Here is a 21,693-nt window from a genome sequence, read left to right as displayed (position 1 = left end):
AACCCCTCCCCACAAGGGGGAGGGACTTACGACGCTGCGCCGGCTTCGTTCAATCTCAACATTCCCGGGCATTCGGACGTCGGAGCTGGGATTGAGCGGGTCACGGAGGCGAGTCCCTCGCCCTTGTCGGGAGGGGCTGGGGAGGGGCTTGCCACGGGAAAGCGCCTCCGCCAGCAAAATCATATCAATGCCAGGAACCTCATCGATCGGCGCAGCTTCGTCAAAATGGCGGGCGCCGCCTGGCTGGCGACGCTTACCCCGCGTAGCGCTTTCGCGCTTGAAAGAGCCGACGCCGTCTTCGCCTCGGCCTTCATGGCGCCGGACGGAAGCTACGGCGTCGCGACCCTGACGGACGAGGGCCAGATCATAGACCGGACGCTGCTGCCGGCGCGGGCGCATGGCATGGCCTTCTCCCCGGAAAGCCGGCGCGCCGTCGCCTTTGCCCGCCGGCCTGGCACCTACGCGATGGTCCTTTCGACCAATGGCGCCGCCGAACCCGTCGTGATTACAGCCGCTGAAGGCCGACACTTCTTCGGCCACGGCTGCTTCTCCGCCGATGGCCGCATGCTCTATGCGACCGAGAACGACTTTTCCGCCAATCGCGGCATGATCGGTATTTACGACGGCACGAGGGGATTTGCCCGGATCGGCGAATTTCCGACCTACGGCATCGGGCCGCATGACATGACCCTTGCGGCCGACCGGCGGACGCTCGCGATCGCCAATGGCGGCATCGAGACCCATCCGGACTTCGGCCGCACCAAGCTCAATCTCGACCATATGGAGCCGAGCCTGACACTGGTCGACACAGTCACGGGGGCGCTCATCGAAAAGCATGTGCTGCCGAGGGAGCTTAGCCGGCTATCAACGCGGCATGTGGACATCGGAACCGACGGAAAGATCTGGTTCGCCTGCCAATACGAAGGGCCGCGCAACGACCTGCCCCCGCTCGTCGGCCATTTCTCGCGAGGTGAGGACCTTGCCTTTATCCCCCTTCCCGAGCGAACGACTGAGGCGCTCGCCAACTATGTCGGCGCCATCGCCGTCAACCGTCGCGAAGGGCTCGTCGGACTGACATCGCCGAAGGGGAACGTCGCCGTCACGCTCGATGCGCGCACAGGCGCCGTCTTGAATGAGAAGTTCATCGCGAAGGCCGCAGGCGTCGCCGCGGCCGAACACGGCTTCGCCGTCTCCTCCTATGATGGCCACTTCAACGTCCGCAAAAGCGCCGTTGCCTGGGACCAGCATATCGTCAGGTTGGGGTAGAGGTGGAGGCTACGTCACATCGCGGCATATCCGACGCCTGAAAGCGTCGCGAGATCGTCCCAGCGATAGGCGACCTGATCATAGCTTTCGCCGCCGACGCTGACGCGCCCTCGCCCGACGACACGCGCACCGAGCCGTTCATAAAACGCACGGTTCGGATTGCCCGCCAGCACCCAGGCAAAAAGCGACGAGGCGCCCGTGTCCCGGCAATGCCGCGCAATCGTGCGTACCAGCGCGGAGCCGATGCCGGCGCCCTGGAACTCCTCCAGCAGGTAGAGCGTGTAGAGTTCGCGATCGAAGGCCGGTGGCATTCCCCGTGCTCGCCCGTAACTCGCCAGGCCGATTACCTTCTTCGAGGTCATATCGGCAGCGACCAAATGGAAAGCGGCCGCGGCACGCATTCGCCGCGCATGCCGGATCGCGTGATCCTCGACCGTCATCGCATCGAGATACGCGTCGGAGATGATGCCCCGAAACGTCGACCGCCAGGTTTCGACGAGCACCGATGCCATCATCAGGACATCGTCAGGCTCGGCCGGTCGGATTTCAATGCGTCTGAAGTTCCTCATCGTAGACATATAAGGATCAGCCGGGGTTCGCGAAAGCAAGCGCGCAGTCCAATCGGCGCATATTTCGCCCCGGATGTGGTTCGTGTACCGCGTATCGGGCCTGGTGGCGTCCGAGCGTGGCGATTTTCCACCTCGCCCGCGCTTGTCCTGCCTCCACTCGCATGCCACTGTCGGCCCGAAGCGGGCGCTCGGCCCCGCCCTCGGAAAGGCCTTTTCTATTGATCGACGACGAGCCGCATGATTTTCACGCCCGCATCCGGGAAAGCTTCGACCGCCAGGCGGCCATGCACACCATCGGCGCGGAGCTGACACGCATCGAACCGGGCACGGTCGAGATCGAGCTGCCCTTCGATCCCAAGCTGACGCAGCAGCACGGCCTGCTGCATGCCGGCGTGATTTCCGCCGCGCTCGACGCTGCCGGCACCTATGCCGCCTATTCCGTAATCGACCCCGACGCGTCGCTGCTGACCATCGAGTTCAAGGTAAACCTGCTTTCGCCCGGCCGCGGCGACCGCTTCCTTTTCCGCGGCGAGGTGACGAAGCCCGGCACGACGATCATGGTTTCGGACGGGCGGGCCTATGCCATCCGGCCGGACGGGCCGGCAAAGCTGATCGCCTCGATGACGGGAACGATGATGGTGGTGCGCGGACGCGAAGGGATCGAGGGATGAGCTTTGAACTGAAGTCCGTGGCAGGCAAGACGATCCTCTACGTGATGGCGGTCGATGCCGAATACGGGCCCAGCCTGCGCACCCGCATCGCGCCGCTGATGACCGGGGTCGGCCCCGTCGAAGCCGCCGTCACCTTGACGAGGGCGCTCGCCAAACTCGATGCAGCCGACAGCCTGCCCGATCTCGTCGTCTCGCTCGGCTCGGCCGGGTCCGCCACCCTCGAACAGACCGAAGTCTACCAGGCGACGTCTGTCGGCTATCGCGACATGGACGCGTCCGTACTCGGTTTCGAGAAGGGGGCGACGCCGTTCCTCGATCTTCCCGCGGTCGTCAAACTGCCGTTGCGCATCCCGGGCGTGAAGGAGGCCCGGCTTTCGACCGGCGCCAACATCGTCTCGGGAAAGGCCTATGACGGCATCGACGCAGACATGGTCGAGATGGAGACCTTCGCGGTCCTGCGCGCCTGCCAGTCCTTCGGGCTGCCGCTGATCGGCCTGCGCGGCATTTCGGACGGCAAGGCGGAATTGAAGCATGTCGACGACTGGAAGGAATATCTCCATGTGATCGACGAGAAGCTCGCCGCCGCGATCGACCGGCTGGAGGCAGCACTAGGAACCGGTGAAATCAGGCTCTGAAAGTCCTAAATTGTCGGGGTGCAATGTAATCGTTGCGCCAAGGGCGGGCTTTCATTAAAGGCTCGCCATGATCAAGCTTGAAGGCCCGCTATGACTGAGACAGCCCATCCCGACACCGTTCTCATTGTTGACTTCGGCAGCCAGGTGACCCAGCTCATCGCCCGGCGCGTGCGCGAATCCGGCGTCTATTGCGAAATCGTGCCGTTCCAGTCGGCCGAGGAAGGCTTCAAGCGGCTGAAGCCGAAGGCGGTGATCCTGTCCGGCAGCCCGGCTTCGACGCTCGAGATCGGATCCCCCCGCGCGCCATCGGTGATCTTCGACAGCGGCTTGCCGGTCTTCGGCATCTGCTATGGCCAGCAGACCATGTGCGCCCAGCTCGGCGGCAAGGTGGAAGGCGGTCATCACCGCGAATTCGGCCGCGCCTTCCTGGAGGTCGAGAAGGAATGCGCCCTCTTCGACGGTCTCTGGTCGGTCGGCTCGCGCCATCAGGTCTGGATGTCGCACGGCGACCGCGTCACCATGATCCCGGACGGTTTCGAGGTCGTCGCGACCTCGTCGAATGCGCCCTTCGCCTTCATCGCCGATGAGAAGCGCAAATATTATGCGGTGCAGTTCCATCCGGAAGTGGTTCACACGCCGGACGGCGCCAAGCTGATCGCCAACTTCGTGCACAAGATCGCCGGCATCAAGAGCGACTGGACCATGTCGGCCTATCGCGCCAAGGCGGTAGAGGCGATCCGTGAACAGGTCGGCGACAAGAAGGTGATCTGCGCGCTTTCCGGTGGTGTCGATTCCTCCGTAGCAGCCCTTCTCATCCACGAGGCTGTCGGCGACCAGCTCACCTGCATCCTCGTCGACCATGGCCTGATGCGCAAGGACGAGGCGGCGAATGTCGTCGCCATGTTCAAGGAACACTACAACCTCCACCTGCTGCACATCGATGCCTCCGACCGCTTCATCGGCGAGCTCGAAGGTGTCAGCGATCCGGAGACCAAGCGCAAGATCATCGGCCGTCTCTTCATCGAGGTGTTCGAGGAAGAAGCAAAGAAGCTCGGCGGCGCCGATTTCCTGGCCCAGGGCACGCTCTATCCGGACGTAATCGAAAGCGTTTCCTTCACCGGCGGCCCGTCGGTGACGATCAAGTCACATCACAATGTCGGCGGCCTGCCGGAGCGCATGAACATGCAGCTCGTCGAGCCGCTGCGCGAACTCTTCAAGGACGAAGTGCGCGTGCTCGGTCGCGAGCTCGGCCTGCCCGACAGCTTCATTGGCCGCCATCCCTTCCCCGGACCCGGTCTTGCGATCCGCTGCCCCGGCGGCATCACCCGCGAGAAGCTTGAAATCCTGCGCGAGGCGGACGCGATCTATCTCGATGAGATCCGCAAGGCGGGCCTCTACGACGCGATCTGGCAGGCCTTCGCCGTGCTCCTGCCGGTGCAGACGGTCGGCGTCATGGGCGACGGACGCACCTACGAATTCGTCTGTGCGCTCCGCGCCGTCACCTCCGTCGACGGCATGACCGCCGATTTCTACCACTACGACATGGAATTCCTCGGCCGCGCGGCAACGCGCATCATCAACGAGGTCCGCGGCATCAACCGCGTCGTCTACGACGTGACCTCGAAACCGCCGGGCACGATCGAGTGGGAGTGATCCCACTCTCCACGTCGCCGCATCGATCATCAATCCAGCTTGTCGCGTCGCGCACTACAGCGCCGCGCGTCCAATCGGACGCGCAAAGGTCGCTGTAGCACTTTGATTTGCTGCGTGATTTTATCCTTAAATCGATTCCGATTTAAGGAATCATTTAGTAGACAGGATGCTACCCCGTGGGGGATCATCTGACCCCGCGTTTCATGAGGGAGCAAGTAGCTGCGGCGCGCCGAAATCGATAGCCAGAACCGCTGCCAGCTCAAGCGCCAGTGCGACTACCGCCTGGCGGTGGATATCATCACTCGCGCCTGGATGACGTTCCCGGAGGTTAAGGCAATTGCCGTGATCGACTCGGTCACAAAGCCGCTGTGGAAGGAGGTTCCCCGGTTGCGCTGAGCACTTCAAAGTCCCATAAACCACATTCCGACGGATCGCCTATCGAGGGACAGCAAAAGTGGAAATTACGGACATCATCATCGCCGGCGATACGCCGGGCGTCGAATGGCGGCTGCCGGTGTTCCGGTTCAAGGGGACGAAACGGGAAGCACCGCGAACCTATATCCAGGCGGCGCTTCATGCGAACGAACTGCCGGGCACGGCGCTCTCGCATTTCCTTCTGGAGAAGCTGCGCCGGGCGGATGCCGAAGGCGCGATCCTCGGCGATATCACGGTCGTTCCGCAAGCAAATCCGATCGGTTCGGCGCAGTCGCATTTCGGCGAGTTGCAAGGTCGCTTCGATCTCGGCTCCCGCACCAATTTCAACCGTGACTTCCCGCTGATTTCCCTTGGCGAACGCGACGGCCTGCTCGAGGATCTCGACCGGTACTCGGCGACCGACCGACTGAAGCGGCAGCTGCTCCACATGGCGCTTGGCGCCGAGCTGGTGCTCGACCTCCACTGCGACGACGAGGGGCTGCAATATGCCTATATCAACGAGGCCTTCTGGCCGGAAGCCGCGGACCTCGCTGCTGCGCTCGATATGAAAGCCGTGTTTCTCTCCGATGGCGAAAGCTCCGCTTTCGAAGAAGCGGTCGGCCATGCCTGGAAAAACGAGGACAAGAGCCGGAAGAAAACGTCCCTGCCCGGCCGGCTTTCCGTAACCGTGGAGCTGCGCGGTACGCGTGACGTCTATCCGGCAACCGCAAGCAAGGATGCCGACGGCGTCTGGCAGTTTCTTCTCGCCCGCGGCGTGGTTTTCGGGGCACGCACCGATGTTCCGGCCTTCTCCGGCAAGGCCGTGCCACTCGACAACATCGAGATGATCCGCGCACCCGCAGCCGGCGCGATCCTCTTCCATCGCGATATCGGTGAAAGCGTCCATGCAGGAGAACTGCTCGCGACGATCCTTGCCAAGCCCGGTACTCCGGAAGGCGCGATCGAGGTCCGGGCGCCGCAGGACGGGCTGATCGTCACCCGGGTCTCCACCCGCTTCGCACGCCGTAGGTCGGACCTGATGAAGATTGCCTGCGAGGAGCCTTCGCGAGCGGTGCGCAAGCCGGGCACGCTGGAGGCCTGATCCTCTGAGATGCCCTTACCACCTACGGCGTGGCACCAGCTTGCATTTTCGGACTGTCGAGAAGGATGGTCGAGCGGAGCGTCTTGATTTCGGCGATCTGCTCGAACTCGCTCCAGAGCAGGCGCTTGTAATCCGCAACATCGCTGACGGCGATCTTCAGCAGGAAATCGAAATCGCCGGCAACCGTGTGGCATTCGACCACTTCCGGCATGCGCGAGACCAACTCGATGAACCGCTGCCCCACTTTGCTCGCGGTGCGCTCCAGCGTCACCTCGACAAAGGCCTGGAAGCCGATGCCGGCTGCCTGTGGGTCCACCACAACCGTTTGGCGGATGATGCCTGCCGAATAGAGGCGCGCCAGCCGTCGCGACAGTGGCGCCGGCGAGAGGCCGACCTTTTCCGCCAGTTCGTTGTTGCTTCTCGATGCGTCTTCGACGAGCAGGCGGATGATCCGCCGGTCGATCGCATCCAGTTCCGTTTTTCCGCGCTCCATCGCAAACTCGCTCAACTCCATAACCGAGCAAATCCGCAGAGAAATCTGGCCGACCTGCGCAAAAACATATAAGCGATCTTGGAACTTGCGGCAAATTATGCGTCGAATTTGCGTTCAGACTATCTTACAGAGGTTGCAGACAAGTCGCGCATGCGGCTTGCCTTTCCGCCTGCCCAAAACAACTATGCCCCAATTGTTAGCACCAGAGGGAACCCGGCATGTTCGATGCTCTCGCCCGTCAACCCGACGACCCGTTGCTGGCCCTGATCGGCCTCTACCGAAACGACGCGCGCCCCGGCAAGGTGGACCTTGGCGTCGGCGTCTACCGTGACGAAACCGGCCACACGCCGATCTTCCGGGCCGTGAAAGCGGCGGAGAAGCGGCTGCTGGAGACGCAGGACACCAAGGCCTATGTCGGGCCTGAAGGGGACCATGTGTTCCTAGACCATCTCTGGACGCTTGTCGGCGGCGATACGGTCGAACGGAGCCATATCGCAAGCGTGCAGACGCCGGGCGGCTCGGGCGCGCTCAGGCTCGCGGCCGACCTGATCCACCGCGTGGGCGGCCGGCGGATCTGGCTCGGCCTGCCGAGCTGGCCGAACCATGCGGCAATCTTCAAGGCGGCGGGCCTCGAAACGGCAAGCTACGAGTTCTTCGACATTCCGTCGCAGGCGGTGCTCTTCGACAATGTCATCAGCGCGCTCGAGGGTGCGGCGGCCGGTGACGCCGTCCTGCTGCATGCAAGCTGCCACAACCCGACCGGCGGCGCGCTGACAGAAGCGCAGTGGCTGGAAATCGCCGCGCTTGTCGCGGAGCGTGGGCTCCTGCCGCTGGTCGATCTCGCCTATCAGGGCTTCGGCCGCGGCCTCAACGAAGACGTTGCAGGCCTGAGGCATCTCATCGGCGTAGTCCCAGAAGCGCTCGTCGCCGTTTCCTGCTCGAAATCCTTCGGCCTCTACCGCGAACGCACCGGCGCCATCTACGCGCTCACCGCCTCGGCGAGCTCCGCCGACACCGTGCGGTCCAATCTCGCCGGGCTCGCCCGCACCAGCTATTCCATGCCGCCGGATCATGGCGCTGCCGTCGTGCGCACGATCCTCTCGGACAAGGACCTCGCACGCAGCTGGGCGGAGGAGCTGGAGGCGATGCGCCTGCGCATGACCGGCATCCGCCGGGCGCTTGCGGAAGGACTGAGAACCCGCTGGCAGGCGCTCGGCGCGATCGCCGCTCAGGAGGGCATGTTCTCGATGCTGCCGCTCTCGGAAGCGGAGGTGCTGCGGCTTAGAAGCGAGCATGGCATCTACATGCCGACATCGGGCCGCATCAACATTGCCGGGCTGAAAACGGCGGAAGTCGCCGGCGTCGTCGGCAATTTCACGAGCCTCTGAGGGAGACAGCGGGGATGGAGGTCGACGGAGAGGGAAGCATTGCCGTTGCGCCCACCGAGCGCCACAGGCTTTACGAGGATGCGCTTGCCATCCTGACCGGCACGCTTATCGTCTCGCTCGGCGTGGTGATCTACAGCAAGGCGGTGCTTTTGACCGGCAGCACGGCCGGCCTCGCCCTGCTTCTGCAATACGCAACCGGTGCCGGATTCTGGCTGGTCTTCTCGCTCGTCAACCTGCCCTTTTACGTTCTTGCCGTCCGGCGGCTTGGCTGGCCGTTCGCGTTGCGCACGTTTCTCGCCGTCAGCCTTGTCTCGCTGTTTTGCCGCCTGACGGCGCGGTGGGTGGAGTTCGCGCACGTAGATCCGATCTACGCCGCCGTTGTCGGCGGCGGGTTGATGGGAATGGGTCTGCTCGTCCTCTTCCGACACCGCACCGGTCTCGGCGGCATCAACATCGTGGCGATCTATCTGCAGGAGAAATGGGGGATCCGCGCCGGCTATTTCCAGCTTGCCGTCGATCTGGCGATCCTGGCAGCCGCCTTCTTCGTGTTGCCGCCGGCGAACCTCGTGCTCTCGATCGTTGGCGCTTCTGTCGTCAACATGATCCTCGCGATCAACCACAAGCCCGGCCGTTATGTCGGCGTAACCTGAGCGGGCGCTTCCGGGCTTTTCTCCGAGGCGTCGCCCCGCTATTTGTTGCCCGCATTGGTAGAGACGGGAAGAGATTCGGCATGACGGTTACGATCTACGGAATCAAGAACTGCGATACGATGAAGAAGGCGCGCAGCTGGCTCGAAGACCACGGCGTCGCCTACCGGTTCCACGACTACAAGCAAGAAGGGATTGACCGGGCGCATCTTCAGCGCTGGTGCGACGAATTCGGCTGGGAAACGGTGCTCAATCGCTCGGGCACGACCTTCCGCAATCTGCCGGAGGAGGACAAGCAGGACATGACGGCTGAAAAGGCCATCGCGCTCATGCTCAAGCAGCCGTCGATGATCAAACGCCCGGTGCTCGATGCCGACGGCAAGCTCATGATCGGCTTCAAGCCGGAGCTCTACGAAGCCCGGTTCGGCGCGTAAGAGGCAGGGGATGTCCAAGACGACCCGCGCCACGCAGACGCTCGCCAAAGCCGGCGTTTCTTTCACCGTGCACAGCTACGACTACGACCCCGGCGCCGAGCGCGTCGGCCTGCAGGCGGCCGAGGCGCTCGGAGAGGATCCTTCCCGCGTGCTGAAGACGCTGATGGCCGAGGTCGATGGCAAGCCGGTCTGCTGCATCGTGCCTTCCGATAAGGAAGTCAGCATGAAAAAACTGGCGACCGCCTTTGGCGGCAAATCGGCCAACATGATGAAACCCGGCGACGCCGAGCGCCTGACCGGCTACCATGTCGGCGGCATCAGCCCCTTCGGCCAGAAGAAGATCGTTCCGACCGCGATCGAGGAGGCAGCGCTTGCCGAAACGCTTGTCTATATCAATGGCGGCCAGCGTGGTCTGCAGGTGCGGCTCGCGCCAAAGGATGCGCAGGCGGCCCTGAAGGCGATCGCTGCTCCGCTGATAGCCTGATCCGGCCGTCTCAGGCCAGCCGCGAAAGCAGTTCGGCGAGCTTGCCCGCCTCATCCTCGCCGAACTTTGCGCCGACATGCCTTTCGATCGAGCGTGCATAGGTTTGCCACATGCGGGCCCGCATCTGACGGCCCGTCTCGGTCACGACGACCCAACAGCCTCGCGCGTCCTCGTCGAAGGCTTCCCGGCGCACCAGGCCTTCCTTTTCCAGCCGATCGATCAGGCGCGAGAGGTTGTATTGGGCAAGCAGCGTGCGGGCCTCGATCTCGAATGGCCTGAGCCTGCCGGCTTCGGCGCGCACCAGTTCCCAAAGCACATCGTACCAGCCAAGCGGAGGCAGGCCTGCCTCCTTGAAATCCTTCTCGATCGCCGAAAGCACGCGCCGCTGTGCGCGCATAAGCGCGACCCACGCCCGCGTGGCCGCCAATGTCGGCTCGTAGTCTGCTGATCTTTCATTCATAGATGCAATTACATCCATCTTGACTGATTTTGCAAGTCGATATATATGCAGTTGCATCTACATTGCCCCAAAACAGGGAGAATATCGATGACCGCGCCACTGACCCTGATCAGCCACCATCTCTGCCCATACGTCCAGCGCGCCGCGATCGCGCTCGCCGAAAAAGGCGTGCCGTTCGAACGCGTCTATATCGATCTCGCCAACAAACCGGACTGGTTCCTGAAAATCTCGCCGCTCGGCAAGGTGCCCCTGCTCCGCATCCCGCAGGACGGCGGCGAAGCGATCCTCTTCGAAAGCACAGTGATCTGCGAATACCTGGAGGAGACCCAGCCGGGAGCGAAACTGCACCCGGCCGACCCGCTGACCCGGGCGCGCCATCGCGGATGGATGGAATTCGGATCGGCGATTCTTTCCGACCTCTGGACCTATGAAACCACCCAGGACGCCGACGTGCTCGAAACCAAGCGTGGCGTGCTCCGGACGAAATTTGCGACCGTCGAAGCAGAGCTCGGCGACGGCCCTTATTTCGCGGGCGCCGACTTCAGCCTGGTCGACGCCGTCTTCGCGCCCATCTTCCGCTATTTCGACGTGTTCGACACGATTTCGGACATGGGCATATTCGACGGACTGCCGCGCGTCATCGCCTGGCGGAAGGCGCTTGCCGCAAGGGCAAGCGTGAAGGCGGCGGTAACCCAGGACTATCCCGAGCGATTGATGGCGTTTCTCGAGAAACATGACGCGGCGCTTCTTCGCTCAAGGCGCGCCGCCGCGTGACATGCGGCTTGAACCGGTCTAAAACGAGCGCACCGCTCGACCGCGCGCGTCCCCGACGTGCAAGGCGGCGACGGCACGCAAAAGCCATGCGCTCGTTTCCACCGGCAGCGTCCATCGTCGGGAACGGCGCGAGAGGACAGCAGGAGCCGCGATGAACGCCCCCCTTCAATCCGCAAGGAATCCCGTCGATCCCGTAAAACTCGAAAAGCTCGCGGAGGTCGCCGTCAAGGTCGGCTTGCAACTCCAGAGGGGCCAGGATCTCGTGGTGACCGCGCCGATCGCGGCGCTGCCGCTCGTCCGCCTCATCACCAAGCACGCCTATGTTGCCGGCGCGGGCCTGGTGACGACGTTCTATTCCGATGAGGAGACCACTCTTGCCCGCTACGCCCATGCACCGGACGAGAGCTTTGATCGCGCAAGCGACTGGCTCTACGAAGGCATGGCCAAGGCCTATGCAGGCGGCGCCGCGCGGCTCGCCATTGCCGGCGACAACCCGATGATGCTTTCAGCTCAGGATCCGGCGAAGGTCGCGCGGGCCAACAAGGCGAACTCGATCGCCTACAAGCCGGCGCTCGAAAAAATCTCCAACTTCGACATCAACTGGAACATCGTCTCCTATCCGAACCCGTCCTGGGCGAAGCAGATGTTTCCGGACGATCCTGAGACGGTCGCCGTCGAGAAGCTTGCGAATGCCATCTTTGCCGCCTCCCGCGTCGACATCGACGACCCGATCGCCGCCTGGAAGGAGCACAACGCCAATCTCAGCAGGCGCTCCGCATGGCTGAACGGCGAGCGCTTCGCCGCGCTGCATTTCTCCGGCCCGGGTACCGACCTGACTGTCGGACTTGCGGATGGCCACGAATGGCACGGCGGTGCCTCGACCGCCAAGAACGGCATCACCTGCAACCCGAACATCCCAACCGAAGAGGTGTTCACGACACCGCATGCGCTCCGCGTCGAGGGACACGTCTCGAGCACCAAGCCGCTCTCCCACCAGGGTACGCTGATCGACGATATCCAGGTGCGCTTCGAAGGCGGCCGGATCGTCGAGGCCAAGGCCTCGCGCGGCGAAGAGGTGCTGAAGAAGGTTCTCGATACCGACGAAGGCGCGCGCCGGCTCGGCGAAGTGGCGCTGGTGCCGCATTCCTCGCCGATCTCGGCGAGCGGCATCCTCTTCTACAACACCCTCTTCGATGAAAATGCCTCCTGCCACATCGCGCTTGGCCAATGCTACTCGAAGTGCTTCCTCGATGGCGCCAACCTCAGCCAGGAACAGATCCGGGCGCAGGGCGGCAATTCGAGCCTGATCCACATCGACTGGATGATCGGCTCCGACAAGGTCGATATCAACGGCGTACGGGCGGATGGCAGCCGCGTGCCGGTCATGCGGAAGGGCGAGTGGGCCTGATCGGTCTTCCGCCCGAGCATCCGCCCCCTCATCCGCCTGCCGGCCAGCCCCTCATCCGGCCTACCGGCCACCTTCTCCCCGCAAGCGGGGCGAAGGTGGCCGTGGCGTCGCCCAAGTCCCTCTCCCCGCTTGCGAGGAGAGGGGCAAATCCGCCCTACTCTTGCGATTCGTGCCGCATCCCACTACGCCCGGACGGGCGCTGCACGACGACGCATCTGTGCCTGCTGGCTCATCCAGACACTCACGAACACGACGATGATCCCGAACACCTGCAGGGCCGTCAGTTGCTGATCGAGCACGCCCCAGCCAAGCAATATCGCCACGACGGGGCTCAGGAAACCGAGCGGCGAGACTTGGGATGGCTCCAGCCGTGACAGGCCGCGGAACCAGAGCAGGTAGGTGAATGCGGCGCCGATCAGGCCGAGATAGGCAAAACCCATGAGGTTTGCGGCGGTGAGCGGCGGCAAGGCCGGCTCGAAAATCAGCGCCACCGGCGCCAGCAGGAAGCCGCCGGCGGCCAGTTGCCAGGCGGTGAAGGTCAGCGGCGAGACGGGCGGTGCCCAATGGCGGGTGAGCACCGTACCGAAGGCCATGGAGACGGCGCCCGCGAGGCCGGCTGCAACACCCACTCGGTCGAGAGTGGCTGCCGGCGTCAGCACCAGCAATGCCACGCCGACCATGCCCGCGACCCCAGCCACGATGCTCAAGACCCTGATCGGGGAGCCGAGAATGATCCGCGACAAGACGACGACGATCAGTGGCTGGATGGCGCCGACGGTCGCGGCGACGCCGCCGGGCAGGCGATAGGCGGAGACGAAGAGCATCGTCTGGAAGAACGAGAAGTTGAGCGCCCCCAACAGAAAGCTGCGCAGCCACCAGATGCCCTTCGGCATTTGCCGGACGAGGAGCAGCAGGAGCAACCCCGCCGGGAGAGCCCTCAGCATCGCGACGGTGATCGGGTAGCCGGGGGGCAGGAATTCCGTCGTGACGAGATAGGTGCTGCCCCAAATGGCGGGGGCTACGGCCGTCAGGCCGATGTCGAAGTTGCGTGTGGTCATGTCTTTATCTCAAGTATCTTTGCGTCAAGATATCTCCATTCTATCCGCAATTATCTTGACGTCAAGGTATCTGCAGACTAGAGCGGACATGACGGCGCGGAACGGTTCGGCGCTGCCTCGCTGTGGCGGATCGATATGGAAGAGCCAAATAAGGACCACGTGGACAGGATCCTGGCGCAGTGGCGCCGGGAGCGGCCGGAGCTCGACGTTCAGGCGATGGGCCTTCTCGGGCGCCTGGGCCGGCTCAGGGCCCATATCGTCCGGCAGCAGGAAGCGGTCTTCGCCGAATACGAGCTGACATCGGCGAGCTTCGACGTGCTGGCCACGCTCCGGCGCTCCGGTCCCCCTTTTCAGCTTTCCCCCGGCGAATTGCTTGCTGCCACCATGGTCACCTCCGGCACGATGACCAATCGTATCGACCAGCTCGAGAAGGCCGGCCTTGTCGAGCGGCTCGACAATCCCGAAGACCGGCGGGGGGTGATCATCGCCCTAACACCGGAGGGGAAAAAGCGCATCGACGCGGCGGTAACGGCCCATGTCGCCAACCAGCAACGCCTGGTCGCCAGCCTTGACCCAGAGGAGCGGAAAGCGCTCGACGCGATGCTCCGGAAATTCCTGGCGACGTTTGAATGAAATCACCTTGGAGCGAGATGCGGAAAACCGCGCACACTTATCCTCATCCTACCCTACTCTAGAGCGCCGTGCGTTCAAATGAACGCACAAAGGACGCTCTAGCACTTTGATTCTAGAGCATCTTATCTGCTTTCAGTGATTCCACTTGAAAGCGGGATGCTCTAGATCCGGCTCACCAAAGCGCCCACGCGTTCGAGATGGCGCTTGCGCTTCGCCTCTGTCGCCCGGTCCATGTCGTGAAGGCTGATCATGCGGAAGTCGAGACCCTTGCCGCAGAAGGCGGCGATGCCGCGCTTGAGCAGTCGCCCCACCGGATTGCCCATGTAAAGGTGCACGACCCACCAAGGCGAACCCGTAGTGGTCAGCGCCCAGAATAGCTTGATGTTGCCGAGCCGCGGGACAATCCTCCCGCCCGCCGGATCATGATCGAAGGCGACGCCGGGTGCGAAGACGCGATCGAAGAAGCCCTTGAGGATCGCCGGAAAATTGAACCACCACTGCGGAAAGACGAGTACGAGTCCGTCGGCCGCCCGCAACCGGGCAATCCACGAGGCTGCCGCCGAGGAGTCGTAGCGATCGGAGAAATAGCTGCCGCGCTCTCTCGCACTCAGCCGCGGGTCGAAATCCTCGCGATAAAGATCGAGCAGATCGACCGCGTGCCCATTCGCTTCCAGCGTCTCTTTGGCTATCCGCGCGACGCTCGCCGCAAAGCTATCTTCGAGTGGATGAGCAAGCACCATCAGGATGCGCATCGTGCCTCACTCAAAACAGGCTGCCTTGCTTGGGCGGCCCGGAAGCAGGCTCCGGCGACCGTGACGGACGCTTTTTCGGCTCTTGCGGCGAAGGGGGCGTGCCGCCCTCGCCCGCGATTGCCGATACACTGCCATCGGCGAATTCCAGCGAAAGCGCCATGCCGGGCGCGACCGCCGCCGCCTGTTTCACCGGCTGCCCTGCAGCATCGCGCACCAGCGCAAAGCCGCGCTTCAGGACGTTGCGATAGGATAGCGATTGCAGCACCCGGTCCTGCGCGGTGAGCACGCCCTTGAGCCTACGTATCTCGCCGGCAATGGCAGCATCAGACCGTGCGCGAAGGCCTGCGACGCGATCAGAGGCGCGGTGGATCTGTCCGATCAGCCGCGACGGCAGGGCGCGAAGCGAGGCGTCGGCGGCAGAGACGCGCGACTGGCCGCGGTGGACCTGACGCTCGACGATCCGCTCGGCGCGGTTCATCGCCTCCGAGAGACGCCGCCGGCGGTCGCTGATCCGCGTCGTCAGCAGATCCGAGCGGAGATGCGCACCGATCCGCTCAAAGGCACGGCGCTTGTTGGCCGTATTCATTTGCAGGCCACGGCCAAGACCGCCCGACGCCTCGTCGAAACGGCGTCGCGGCAGAGCCAGCAGTTGATCGAGCGAAGGCAGGGCGCGGGAAAGCGCGCGCAGTTCCTGCCGGCGGTTGTCCATCTGCCGTGTCGCGGCCGCCTTCAGCCGTGCGGACAATGCGGACACCTCCGCCTCGAGGTCGGCTTTCACCGGGACGGCCATTTCGGCGGCGCCGGTCGGGGTCGGCGCCCGCTGGTCGGCGGCATAGTCGATCAGGGTCCAATCCGTCTCGTGCCCAACGGCCGAGATCAGCGGAATATGGGACGCAGCCGCCGCACGCACGACGGCCTCGTCGTTGAAGCTCCAGAGGTCTTCGAGGCTGCCGCCGCCGCGCGCGACGATCAGCACGTCCGGCCGCGGAATCTGCCCGCCGCTCTCCAGCGCGTTGAAGCCGCGTATCGCCGCTGCCACTTCTTCACCCGAACCGTCGCCCTGGACACGCACCGGCCAAACGACGACATGGACCGGGAAACGGTCGGCTATGCGGTGGAGGATATCGCGGATGACGGCGCCGGTCGGCGAGGTCACCACGCCGACCACCCTGGGCATGAAGGGCAGCGGCCGCTTGCGCCCGGCATCGAACAGACCCTCGGCGGCAAGCTTGCGCTTGCGCTCCTCGAGCAGCGCCATCAACGCGCCGGCGCCCGCCGGCTCCAGGGATTCGATGACGATCTGGTATTTGGACGAGCCTGGAAAGGTCGTCACCTTGCCGGTGGCGATGACCTCCATCCCCTCTTCCGGGCGGAACTTCAGCCGCGAAAACGCGCTTTTCCAGATCACCGCGTCGATGCGGGCGCGATCATCCTTCAGCGAAAAATAGGCGTGGCCCGAGGAGTGCGGACCGCGATAGCCGGAAATCTCGCCGCGGACACGAACCTGGTCGAACGCCTGCTCGACGGTTCGCTTGATCGAACCGGAAAGCTCCGAGACCGAATATTCGGCGAGATTCGACGGCGCAGGGGAATCGAAGAACGAGTTCATGCGCCCTTTGTAACCGACAGCGCCGCGAAGATCAGCAGCCGCGCGCGCCTATCTACCGTTTTTCTGCGCGACGGCGGCTCATTCCGCGACTTGCGGTAGAAAATTCCCCTTGAGTCGGAAGAGTTTTACCCCGGTCTCCGCCGTAACTGGCAATGGTTCGAGGAAATCCGGTATTTCTCCCGCGGCGAGACGGCCATAAAGCCCCTTGGGCTCCCTCTCGACGATCGTCCGCGTCTGCGGATCGTCCGCGCAGAAGGCCAGAACAGGCTCGCCCAGCGCCTTGAGCATCCCCGCTGCCTCACCCGGTGCTGCCAATCCGATTCTGAGCTCCGCCAGCATACCTTGCGGATTTCTGTGATAAGGCGCACTCAGTGCGCGGTGCGCCGTGAAGCGCAGGATCGCGGCGCCCATGTTGGAGGGGTCGACAACGAGGGTCGGCTTGATCTTCTGCAGATCCGCCATCGCCGCCGCCGAATAGCAACGCTCCGCCTTCTTCTGCCCATTGGCCGCGCCGCCTCCCATCTCCTTGATGCCGTTAACCGTCAATTCACCCGCCAGCGCCCAGACGGCGGGGACGGAAGCGAGCACAGCCAAGGCATAGATGACGGATGCGAACGGACCGCCACGCCCCTGCATCATCCTCGACCTTAGATCGACAAGCAGAAGCGAAATCGGCAGGATGGAAAGCAGATTGGAGAAGACGGCGGCGCGAACCTGCATCAGCGCGATGCCCCAATTGACGGCAACCACGGCCAGCAGGATGAGCGACAGGCCGGTGCGTTCGCCCCGCCAGATGCGCCAGAGGCAGAGCCCGGCGGCAAGGAGGCCCGCTGCGTAGAAACCGCCGAGGCTGCCCGAATCCTGCCCCGCGATGAACAGGAACGATCGTGCTTCGATAACACGGTCGAGCCACAGCTCGCGCAGGAGCAGATCGAGATCGGAAAGCGGATTTCGCAGGCACTCCGGCGCAATGCCGAGAAGCACGCCAGCGGCCACGACGCCGTTGCCGGCGAGGACTGCAAACCGCGCGGGTCGGGCAAGGCGGCTTGCCACCGCGGCCGCGACCGCAAGCAAGACGCCGCCCGTCATCGACAGAGCATAAAAAGCGATCGACAGGCTATCACATGTAACGGTTCGATAGAGATCAGGCGACACGGTCAGAAAGAACGCGGCGCTCACGGTGGTTGCAAGAGCTGCACCGAAGGCGGCGGCCGCAGCGGCGAATACCTGCCCCTCGCACGCCCAGATGACAGCGACGACAAGGCATACCACGGCAACGAAGGGTGTCGTCTCGACGCCGATGGCGAGTGCCAGCGCCGCGGCGGCACCGGCGATCGCGAAGTTGATCACCCGATATCGCTGATCGACCACCATCGCCACCATTGTCGCCGCCAGGACGAGTTGGACATTGTGGTGGTCAATCGCTCCCGCCAGGAAGCGGTTACTGGTCGCGACGAAGATCGCGGTCAATCCGAGGCAGAAATGCATGCATTGTGGGCCGCCAATGCGCCTGCCCGCCAGCCCCATGACGGTAAGCAGCGGAAAGACCAGCAGGAACGGCCAGATCGCCAGGGCGATCATTTCGGCTCGCTCGGGACCTACGATCGGCTCGAAGAGGGAGATGAGTGCGGCAAGCGGCAGGTCGATGAGACGCGACCAGTGCATCAACGTGCCGCCATCAAGGCCGAGCCTCGTCTGAGTGAGGTCGAACCAGCTTTGCCCGGCCAGCAGATCGCGAACCTGAACAAGCCGCATCGCGTCGTCGTTGTCGCGGCCGACATAGTCCTCGGCGTACAGCATCCTGACGAGGAAGAAAGCAATGACCGGCAGGCCGTAGGCGAAGACCATCCACGGCAAGCGCGACCAAAGCGGAGCGTGCCTTGCACCGGCGTGCTCATCCGACGCAATCAATGTCCCAACCGTCTCTGCCATCAGACTGTCCGCCCGCCGCCGGGATCACGGCCGCGACTGGACGCGATCCAAGAGCGCTGCGTGATCGGTCAATTGGATGCGAAGAACCGCGTCACGGCTTTCGCTTGAAATGCGCCGCAATCTTAGCGAGCGGCAATCAAGAAAGCGTAAAGCCGCGGCCGACACGCTTCCCGATCACGCAGCAAAGCCCCGGCAGGCATAGCGTCTTGTTAACCGCACCGCGTGTAGGATCGCCTGAGTTCCCGCCACCGGAGCAGCGATCCATGTCCGATCAGCTAGACATCGCCGTCCTCCTGCCTTGCTACAATGAAGCATCGACGATCGGTCAGGTGGTGCGCGGCTTCAGGGCGGCGCTGCCGTCCGCGCGCATCTATGTCTACGACAACAATTCGGTCGACGGCACGCCGCTGCAGGCGATGCTCGCCGGAGCCACGGTCGTGCGCGAGCGCCGTCAGGGAAAGGGCCATGTCGTCCGGCGCATGTTCGCCGACGTCGACGCGGACATCTATGTGATGGCCGATGGGGACGGCACCTACTCTCCTGCGGATGCCGAAGACCTCATCCGCACGCTTCTGACCGAGCAGGCCGATATGGTCGTCGGAACCCGCAGGGATATCAGGGTCGAAGCGGGACGCCAGGGTCACGCCTTCGGCAACCATATCTTCAATTTTCTTTACCGTACGATCTTCGGTACCGATTTCAGCGATGTCTTCTCGGGCTACCGGGCGTTTTCGCGCCGCTTCGTGAAGAGTTTTCCCGCCGTCTCCAATGGATTCGAAATCGAGACGGAAATGTCCGTGCACGCATCCCGGCTCAAGCTGCCCGTCAGCGAACTCGAACTCGACTATGGCCGGAGACCGGAGGGTTCGCATTCGAAACTTTCGACCTTCAGGGATGGCGCCAGGATTCTCTGGATGTTCGCCATGCTGATGAAGGAGACGCGGCCCTTCGCGTTTTTCGGCCTGATCAGCGCGGCGTTCATGGGTGCGAGCCTCATCTTCATGGCGCCAGTGCTCATCGAATATTTCGAAACCGGCCTCGTGCCGCGCATGCCGACCTGGGTGCTTTCGATGGCGCTCATGCTGGTGGCGATCATGCTTTTCACCGCCGGCCTCATTCTCGACTCCGTTTCGCGCGCTCGAACGGAGCAGTTGCGGATCCACTACATGACAATCGCCCGGCAAAGACCGCGCCGCGATAAAAAATCGCCTCCTGCCTCCCTGCCGAAGCCGCAGGTCAGGAAAGCCTGAGACCTAACTCTTTGAACTTACGCAATTCCGGGCGGAAAACCGCTAGGCACTTTTCCTGGAATTGCTCGAGGGACACTGCCGATGAACCGGGAAACGACAAACCGCATACGCTTCGTCATCGAGGACGTCATCCCGCCCATCCTGCGCGACTCGCGCCTGTTTAAGGGGATGGCGAGCCTTGCCTGGGGGGACCATATCTCCCATCTCGCGCGCTTTCGCGAAAGGGCGCCATTCCTCTCGGCCGTGGAGTACGAGCAGCTCTACCGGCAGCATCCGCGCGTGCATGAAGGAACCGATAACTCCGAGGCCTGCATCCGCAAGATCACGGCCGGGATCCGCGGCACCAGCGTCTGCGACGTCGGCTGCGGCACGGGCGCGCTTCTCAAGCGGATCAGAAGCGCCAACCCGACTCTGGAACGGCTCGCCGGCGTCGATTTCGCCATCGACGATGCCTCGGCGATCGACGGTGTCGAATATGTTGCCGCCAAGATCGAGGAACTGCCGTTTTCGGACGGAGAATTCGACACGGTCGTCTGCACCCATGTGATCGAACATATTCTCGACTATCGCCGGGCGATATCCGAGCTCCGGCGTATCGCTCGGCAGCGCGTGATCATCGTCGTGCCGCGCGAGCGGGAATACCGCTACACCTTCAACCCGCATTTCAACTTCTTCCCCTACACGCATTCTTTCCTGCGGGCGATGCATCCGGTACCGGAACGCCATGAGTGCGTCGACATCGGGCGCGACATTTTCTATCGCGAAGATAAGTGATGAGGCTCAACGGATGACGGCTTTCAATCTCGCGCCGGCCGTCTGGTTCGGGCTGATCTTCACGCCGATCCTGATTTCGACCGGGCAGATCCTGTTCAAGCTGACCAGCGCCAGAACGGGCGGCTTCGACATCCGCGGCCTTGCGGCGCTAATGTCCAATCCAATGCTGCTCACGGCGCTGGCCCTCTATGGCCTCGGTACGATCATCTGGATCTTCACCTTAAGGTCCGTGCCGCTGACGCTTGCCTACTCCTTCATGGCGCTGACATTCTGCTTCGTACCGCTGTTTGCGGCCGTTTTTCTCGGCGAGGCGCTCACCGTTCGCTATGCCGCCGGCGCCGCCCTGATCATAGGCGGCATGATCGTCATAAACTCCTGAACCGAGCTCGTCCTGGCTTCTCACAAATATCAATCCGGTTGCTCGAAGAAGCGCCGCGTCGCGTCGTCAGCCGGAAAGAAGGATTCGATCAAGACACCCTCAACCAGCGCGTCCTGAGTGGAACCAAAGGTCGAAAGCGTCGTGATGAAACGCAGTTCGGCAGCACCGACGCGCAGTTCAACCGGCAGCACCGGCAGCCGGTCGGTCTCGGGATAGTTGTCGATTGCCCGCGCGACCGCAGGATCGGCGACGAGCCGATCAAGCCGTCTTTGCAAGGGACTTCGCGGCCCCTGCAGCCAAGCCTCCATGCGCACTCTCTGGACAAGGTCCGCGGCGGCCGTCTCCCAGTTTATGACGAGCGCACGGATGCTCTCCGATCCGAGAAAGGCGTCGAGGAAGTTCTGACCGGGGTTGAGAGGAATATTGGTGGCTTCCGCAAGCGCGGCAAAGGCGGGAGTCGTGAGCAGCACGGTATATTCGTGGTCAAAGACGAGACCGGGATAGGGAGCATGGCGATCGAGCATCAGCCTAATTGCGCTTGCTACGGCGGCAGGCATGGCGTCGAGCCCACGAGCGGGACGCGTCGTCATCCGCGGCCGGTAGCCTGCTGCGGTGAAGAGCGAGCCCTGATCCCGAGCCGGAATATCGAGCACCGATGCCAGCCGCAGGATCATCCCCTCGGACGGTTTCGAGCGGCCGTTTTCCAGGAATGAAAGGTGGCGTGCCGAAATTCCTGCCGCGACCGCTAGATCGAGCTGGCTCATGCGGCGATGCCCGCGCCATTCCTTCAGGTGACGGCCGAATTCCATGGATGTCTTTCCTCCGTGCGCCGGGAGATTGGCCCGACGGAAGTGCAAAATCCATTACCTCTGAGGTAATCGGCTTGATGATCGCCTGCCGCAACTCCC

At 63.3% G+C, this 21,693-nt stretch carries 23 protein-coding genes; 15 read left to right on the top strand and 8 right to left on the bottom strand.

The window, feature by feature from the left end:
• Positions 1 to 225: 225 nt before the first annotated feature.
• Positions 226 to 1,266, top strand: coding sequence for a DUF1513 domain-containing protein (locus QA637_RS18415; protein ID WP_283065001.1), 1,041 nt, complete (start codon positions 226 to 228; stop codon positions 1,264 to 1,266).
• Positions 1,267 to 1,280: 14 nt separating this feature from the next.
• On the opposite strand, the gene QA637_RS18410 is transcribed toward QA637_RS18415, so the two are convergent.
• Positions 1,281 to 1,835, bottom strand: coding sequence for a GNAT family N-acetyltransferase (locus QA637_RS18410; RefSeq protein WP_167528399.1), 555 nt, complete (start codon positions 1,833 to 1,835; stop codon positions 1,281 to 1,283).
• 284 nt (positions 1,836 to 2,119) lie between these two features.
• On the opposite strand from QA637_RS18410, the gene QA637_RS18405 reads away from it, so the two are divergent.
• The 4 genes from QA637_RS18405 (at position 2,120) to QA637_RS18390 (ending at position 6,310) form a co-directional block, all read left to right on the top strand.
• Entirely contained in the window at positions 2,120 to 2,506 is a 387-nt protein-coding gene (locus QA637_RS18405) for a PaaI family thioesterase (RefSeq protein WP_428843137.1), read from the top strand.
• Positions 2,503 to 3,141 carry a 5'-methylthioadenosine/S-adenosylhomocysteine nucleosidase gene (locus tag QA637_RS18400; protein WP_153442532.1) on the top strand — a complete coding sequence of 213 codons (639 nt, stop codon included), beginning with the start codon at positions 2,503 to 2,505 and terminating at the stop codon, positions 3,139 to 3,141. Before QA637_RS18405 ends, QA637_RS18400 begins: the two co-directional genes overlap by 4 nt.
• A gap of 90 nt (positions 3,142 to 3,231) precedes the next feature.
• Complete coding sequence (gene guaA / locus QA637_RS18395; RefSeq protein WP_153442531.1) at positions 3,232 to 4,794, top strand: glutamine-hydrolyzing GMP synthase; 1,563 nt, start codon at positions 3,232 to 3,234, stop codon at positions 4,792 to 4,794.
• Between the two features lie 454 nt (positions 4,795 to 5,248).
• Positions 5,249 to 6,310 carry a M14 family metallopeptidase gene (locus QA637_RS18390; RefSeq protein ID WP_283062687.1) on the top strand — a complete coding sequence of 354 codons (1,062 nt, stop codon included), beginning with the start codon at positions 5,249 to 5,251 and terminating at the stop codon, positions 6,308 to 6,310.
• A 22-nt stretch (positions 6,311 to 6,332) separates the two neighbouring features.
• Here QA637_RS18390 and QA637_RS18385 read toward each other — a convergent pair whose 3' ends face one another.
• Positions 6,333 to 6,803, bottom strand: coding sequence for an Lrp/AsnC family transcriptional regulator (locus tag QA637_RS18385; RefSeq protein ID WP_153442529.1), 471 nt, complete (start codon positions 6,801 to 6,803; stop codon positions 6,333 to 6,335).
• 218 nt (positions 6,804 to 7,021) lie between these two features.
• Between QA637_RS18385 and tatA the strand changes: the two genes are divergently transcribed.
• From tatA to ybaK, 4 genes are all read left to right on the top strand, one after another.
• Positions 7,022 to 8,191: a tyrosine aminotransferase gene (gene tatA, locus QA637_RS18380; protein WP_283062686.1), complete on the top strand. Its 1,170-nt coding sequence runs from the start codon at positions 7,022 to 7,024 to the stop codon at positions 8,189 to 8,191.
• A gap of 14 nt (positions 8,192 to 8,205) precedes the next feature.
• Positions 8,206 to 8,841 carry a YitT family protein gene (locus tag QA637_RS18375; RefSeq protein WP_283062684.1) on the top strand — a complete coding sequence of 212 codons (636 nt, stop codon included), beginning with the start codon at positions 8,206 to 8,208 and terminating at the stop codon, positions 8,839 to 8,841.
• An 80-nt stretch (positions 8,842 to 8,921) separates the two neighbouring features.
• Entirely contained in the window at positions 8,922 to 9,272 is a 351-nt protein-coding gene (locus QA637_RS18370; RefSeq protein ID WP_153442526.1) for an ArsC family reductase, read from the top strand.
• 10 nt (positions 9,273 to 9,282) lie between these two features.
• Positions 9,283 to 9,756, top strand: coding sequence for a Cys-tRNA(Pro) deacylase (gene ybaK, locus QA637_RS18365; RefSeq protein WP_283062682.1), 474 nt, complete (start codon positions 9,283 to 9,285; stop codon positions 9,754 to 9,756).
• Positions 9,757 to 9,766: 10 nt separating this feature from the next.
• Here ybaK and QA637_RS18360 read toward each other — a convergent pair whose 3' ends face one another.
• Entirely contained in the window at positions 9,767 to 10,216 is a 450-nt protein-coding gene (locus tag QA637_RS18360; RefSeq protein ID WP_283062680.1) for a MarR family winged helix-turn-helix transcriptional regulator, read from the bottom strand.
• Positions 10,217 to 10,303: 87 nt separating this feature from the next.
• Between QA637_RS18360 and QA637_RS18355 the strand changes: the two genes are divergently transcribed.
• Both QA637_RS18355 and QA637_RS18350 read left to right on the top strand, forming a co-directional pair.
• Positions 10,304 to 10,990: a glutathione S-transferase family protein gene (locus tag QA637_RS18355; RefSeq protein ID WP_283062678.1), complete on the top strand. Its 687-nt coding sequence runs from the start codon at positions 10,304 to 10,306 to the stop codon at positions 10,988 to 10,990.
• A 151-nt stretch (positions 10,991 to 11,141) separates the two neighbouring features.
• Positions 11,142 to 12,398 (top strand): aminopeptidase, encoded by a 1,257-nt coding sequence (locus QA637_RS18350; RefSeq protein ID WP_283062676.1) that lies wholly within the window; start codon positions 11,142 to 11,144, stop codon positions 12,396 to 12,398.
• Between the two features lie 182 nt (positions 12,399 to 12,580).
• Here QA637_RS18350 and QA637_RS18345 read toward each other — a convergent pair whose 3' ends face one another.
• A complete protein-coding gene (locus QA637_RS18345; RefSeq protein WP_283062675.1) occupies positions 12,581 to 13,456 on the bottom strand; it encodes an EamA family transporter in 876 nt (291 codons plus the stop codon).
• Positions 13,457 to 13,591: 135 nt separating this feature from the next.
• Between QA637_RS18345 and QA637_RS18340 the strand changes: the two genes are divergently transcribed.
• Entirely contained in the window at positions 13,592 to 14,089 is a 498-nt protein-coding gene (locus QA637_RS18340; RefSeq protein WP_283062674.1) for a MarR family winged helix-turn-helix transcriptional regulator, read from the top strand.
• Positions 14,090 to 14,250: 161 nt separating this feature from the next.
• On the opposite strand, the gene QA637_RS18335 is transcribed toward QA637_RS18340, so the two are convergent.
• The 3 genes from QA637_RS18335 to QA637_RS18325 form a co-directional block, all read right to left on the bottom strand.
• Positions 14,251 to 14,841 (bottom strand): NAD(P)H-dependent oxidoreductase, encoded by a 591-nt coding sequence (locus QA637_RS18335; protein WP_283062672.1) that lies wholly within the window; start codon positions 14,839 to 14,841, stop codon positions 14,251 to 14,253.
• 10 nt (positions 14,842 to 14,851) lie between these two features.
• The gene (xseA, locus tag QA637_RS18330; RefSeq protein ID WP_283062670.1) at positions 14,852 to 16,450 is read right to left on the bottom strand and encodes an exodeoxyribonuclease VII large subunit; all 1,599 of its coding nucleotides are present in this window, start codon (positions 16,448 to 16,450) and stop codon (positions 14,852 to 14,854) included.
• Between the two features lie 78 nt (positions 16,451 to 16,528).
• Complete coding sequence (locus QA637_RS18325; protein ID WP_283062669.1) at positions 16,529 to 18,382, bottom strand: hypothetical protein; 1,854 nt, start codon at positions 18,380 to 18,382, stop codon at positions 16,529 to 16,531.
• Positions 18,383 to 18,645: 263 nt separating this feature from the next.
• Between QA637_RS18325 and QA637_RS18320 the strand changes: the two genes are divergently transcribed.
• The 3 genes from QA637_RS18320 to QA637_RS18310 all read left to right on the top strand — a co-directional run bounded on the left by QA637_RS18320 (position 18,646) and on the right by QA637_RS18310 (position 20,785).
• The gene (locus QA637_RS18320; RefSeq protein ID WP_283062668.1) at positions 18,646 to 19,632 is read left to right on the top strand and encodes a glycosyltransferase; all 987 of its coding nucleotides are present in this window, start codon (positions 18,646 to 18,648) and stop codon (positions 19,630 to 19,632) included.
• An 81-nt stretch (positions 19,633 to 19,713) separates the two neighbouring features.
• A complete protein-coding gene (locus QA637_RS18315; RefSeq protein WP_153442516.1) occupies positions 19,714 to 20,406 on the top strand; it encodes a class I SAM-dependent methyltransferase in 693 nt (230 codons plus the stop codon).
• 13 nt (positions 20,407 to 20,419) lie between these two features.
• Positions 20,420 to 20,785, top strand: coding sequence for a DMT family transporter (locus QA637_RS18310; protein ID WP_153442515.1), 366 nt, complete (start codon positions 20,420 to 20,422; stop codon positions 20,783 to 20,785).
• Positions 20,786 to 20,814: 29 nt separating this feature from the next.
• Here QA637_RS18310 and QA637_RS18305 read toward each other — a convergent pair whose 3' ends face one another.
• Complete coding sequence (locus tag QA637_RS18305; RefSeq protein ID WP_283062667.1) at positions 20,815 to 21,594, bottom strand: helix-turn-helix domain-containing protein; 780 nt, start codon at positions 21,592 to 21,594, stop codon at positions 20,815 to 20,817.
• Positions 21,595 to 21,693 lie beyond the last annotated feature (99 nt).

Origin of the sequence: Sinorhizobium terangae, assembly GCF_029714365.1 — a bacterium.
In the GTDB taxonomy this organism is placed as follows: Bacteria; Pseudomonadota; Alphaproteobacteria; order Rhizobiales; family Rhizobiaceae; genus Sinorhizobium; species Sinorhizobium terangae.
Note: the sequence above shows the minus strand (reverse complement) of the source record. Positions and strands in the feature narration are given on the sequence as shown.

Excerpts from the sequence above, each read along its gene's own strand:
- guaA (WP_153442531.1), top strand. The coding sequence starts at position 3,232 with ATGACTGAGACAGCCCATCCCGACACCGTTCTCATTGTTGACTTCGGC.
- tatA (WP_283062686.1), top strand. The coding sequence starts at position 7,022 with ATGTTCGATGCTCTCGCCCGTCAACCCGACGACCCGTTGCTGGCCCTG.
- QA637_RS18355 (WP_283062678.1), top strand. The coding sequence starts at position 10,304 with ATGACCGCGCCACTGACCCTGATCAGCCACCATCTCTGCCCATACGTC.
- xseA (WP_283062670.1), bottom strand. The coding sequence starts at position 16,450 with ATGAACTCGTTCTTCGATTCCCCTGCGCCGTCGAATCTCGCCGAATAT.
- QA637_RS18315 (WP_153442516.1), top strand. The coding sequence starts at position 19,714 with ATGAACCGGGAAACGACAAACCGCATACGCTTCGTCATCGAGGACGTC.
- QA637_RS18305 (WP_283062667.1), bottom strand. The coding sequence starts at position 21,594 with ATGGAATTCGGCCGTCACCTGAAGGAATGGCGCGGGCATCGCCGCATG.
- QA637_RS18335 (WP_283062672.1), bottom strand. The coding sequence starts at position 14,841 with ATGCGCATCCTGATGGTGCTTGCTCATCCACTCGAAGATAGCTTTGCG.
- QA637_RS18340 (WP_283062674.1), top strand. The coding sequence starts at position 13,592 with ATGGAAGAGCCAAATAAGGACCACGTGGACAGGATCCTGGCGCAGTGG.
- QA637_RS18405 (WP_428843137.1), top strand. The coding sequence starts at position 2,120 with ATGCACACCATCGGCGCGGAGCTGACACGCATCGAACCGGGCACGGTC.
- ybaK (WP_283062682.1), top strand. The coding sequence starts at position 9,283 with ATGTCCAAGACGACCCGCGCCACGCAGACGCTCGCCAAAGCCGGCGTT.
- QA637_RS18415 (WP_283065001.1), top strand. The coding sequence starts at position 226 with ATGGCGGGCGCCGCCTGGCTGGCGACGCTTACCCCGCGTAGCGCTTTC.
- QA637_RS18375 (WP_283062684.1), top strand. The coding sequence starts at position 8,206 with ATGGAGGTCGACGGAGAGGGAAGCATTGCCGTTGCGCCCACCGAGCGC.
- QA637_RS18410 (WP_167528399.1), bottom strand. The coding sequence starts at position 1,835 with ATGAGGAACTTCAGACGCATTGAAATCCGACCGGCCGAGCCTGACGAT.
- QA637_RS18370 (WP_153442526.1), top strand. The coding sequence starts at position 8,922 with ATGACGGTTACGATCTACGGAATCAAGAACTGCGATACGATGAAGAAG.
- QA637_RS18310 (WP_153442515.1), top strand. The coding sequence starts at position 20,420 with ATGACGGCTTTCAATCTCGCGCCGGCCGTCTGGTTCGGGCTGATCTTC.
- QA637_RS18325 (WP_283062669.1), bottom strand. The coding sequence starts at position 18,382 with ATGGCAGAGACGGTTGGGACATTGATTGCGTCGGATGAGCACGCCGGT.
- QA637_RS18400 (WP_153442532.1), top strand. The coding sequence starts at position 2,503 with ATGAGCTTTGAACTGAAGTCCGTGGCAGGCAAGACGATCCTCTACGTG.
- QA637_RS18360 (WP_283062680.1), bottom strand. The coding sequence starts at position 10,216 with ATGAATGAAAGATCAGCAGACTACGAGCCGACATTGGCGGCCACGCGG.
- QA637_RS18385 (WP_153442529.1), bottom strand. The coding sequence starts at position 6,803 with ATGGAGCGCGGAAAAACGGAACTGGATGCGATCGACCGGCGGATCATC.
- QA637_RS18320 (WP_283062668.1), top strand. The coding sequence starts at position 18,646 with ATGTCCGATCAGCTAGACATCGCCGTCCTCCTGCCTTGCTACAATGAA.
- QA637_RS18345 (WP_283062675.1), bottom strand. The coding sequence starts at position 13,456 with ATGACCACACGCAACTTCGACATCGGCCTGACGGCCGTAGCCCCCGCC.
- QA637_RS18350 (WP_283062676.1), top strand. The coding sequence starts at position 11,142 with ATGAACGCCCCCCTTCAATCCGCAAGGAATCCCGTCGATCCCGTAAAA.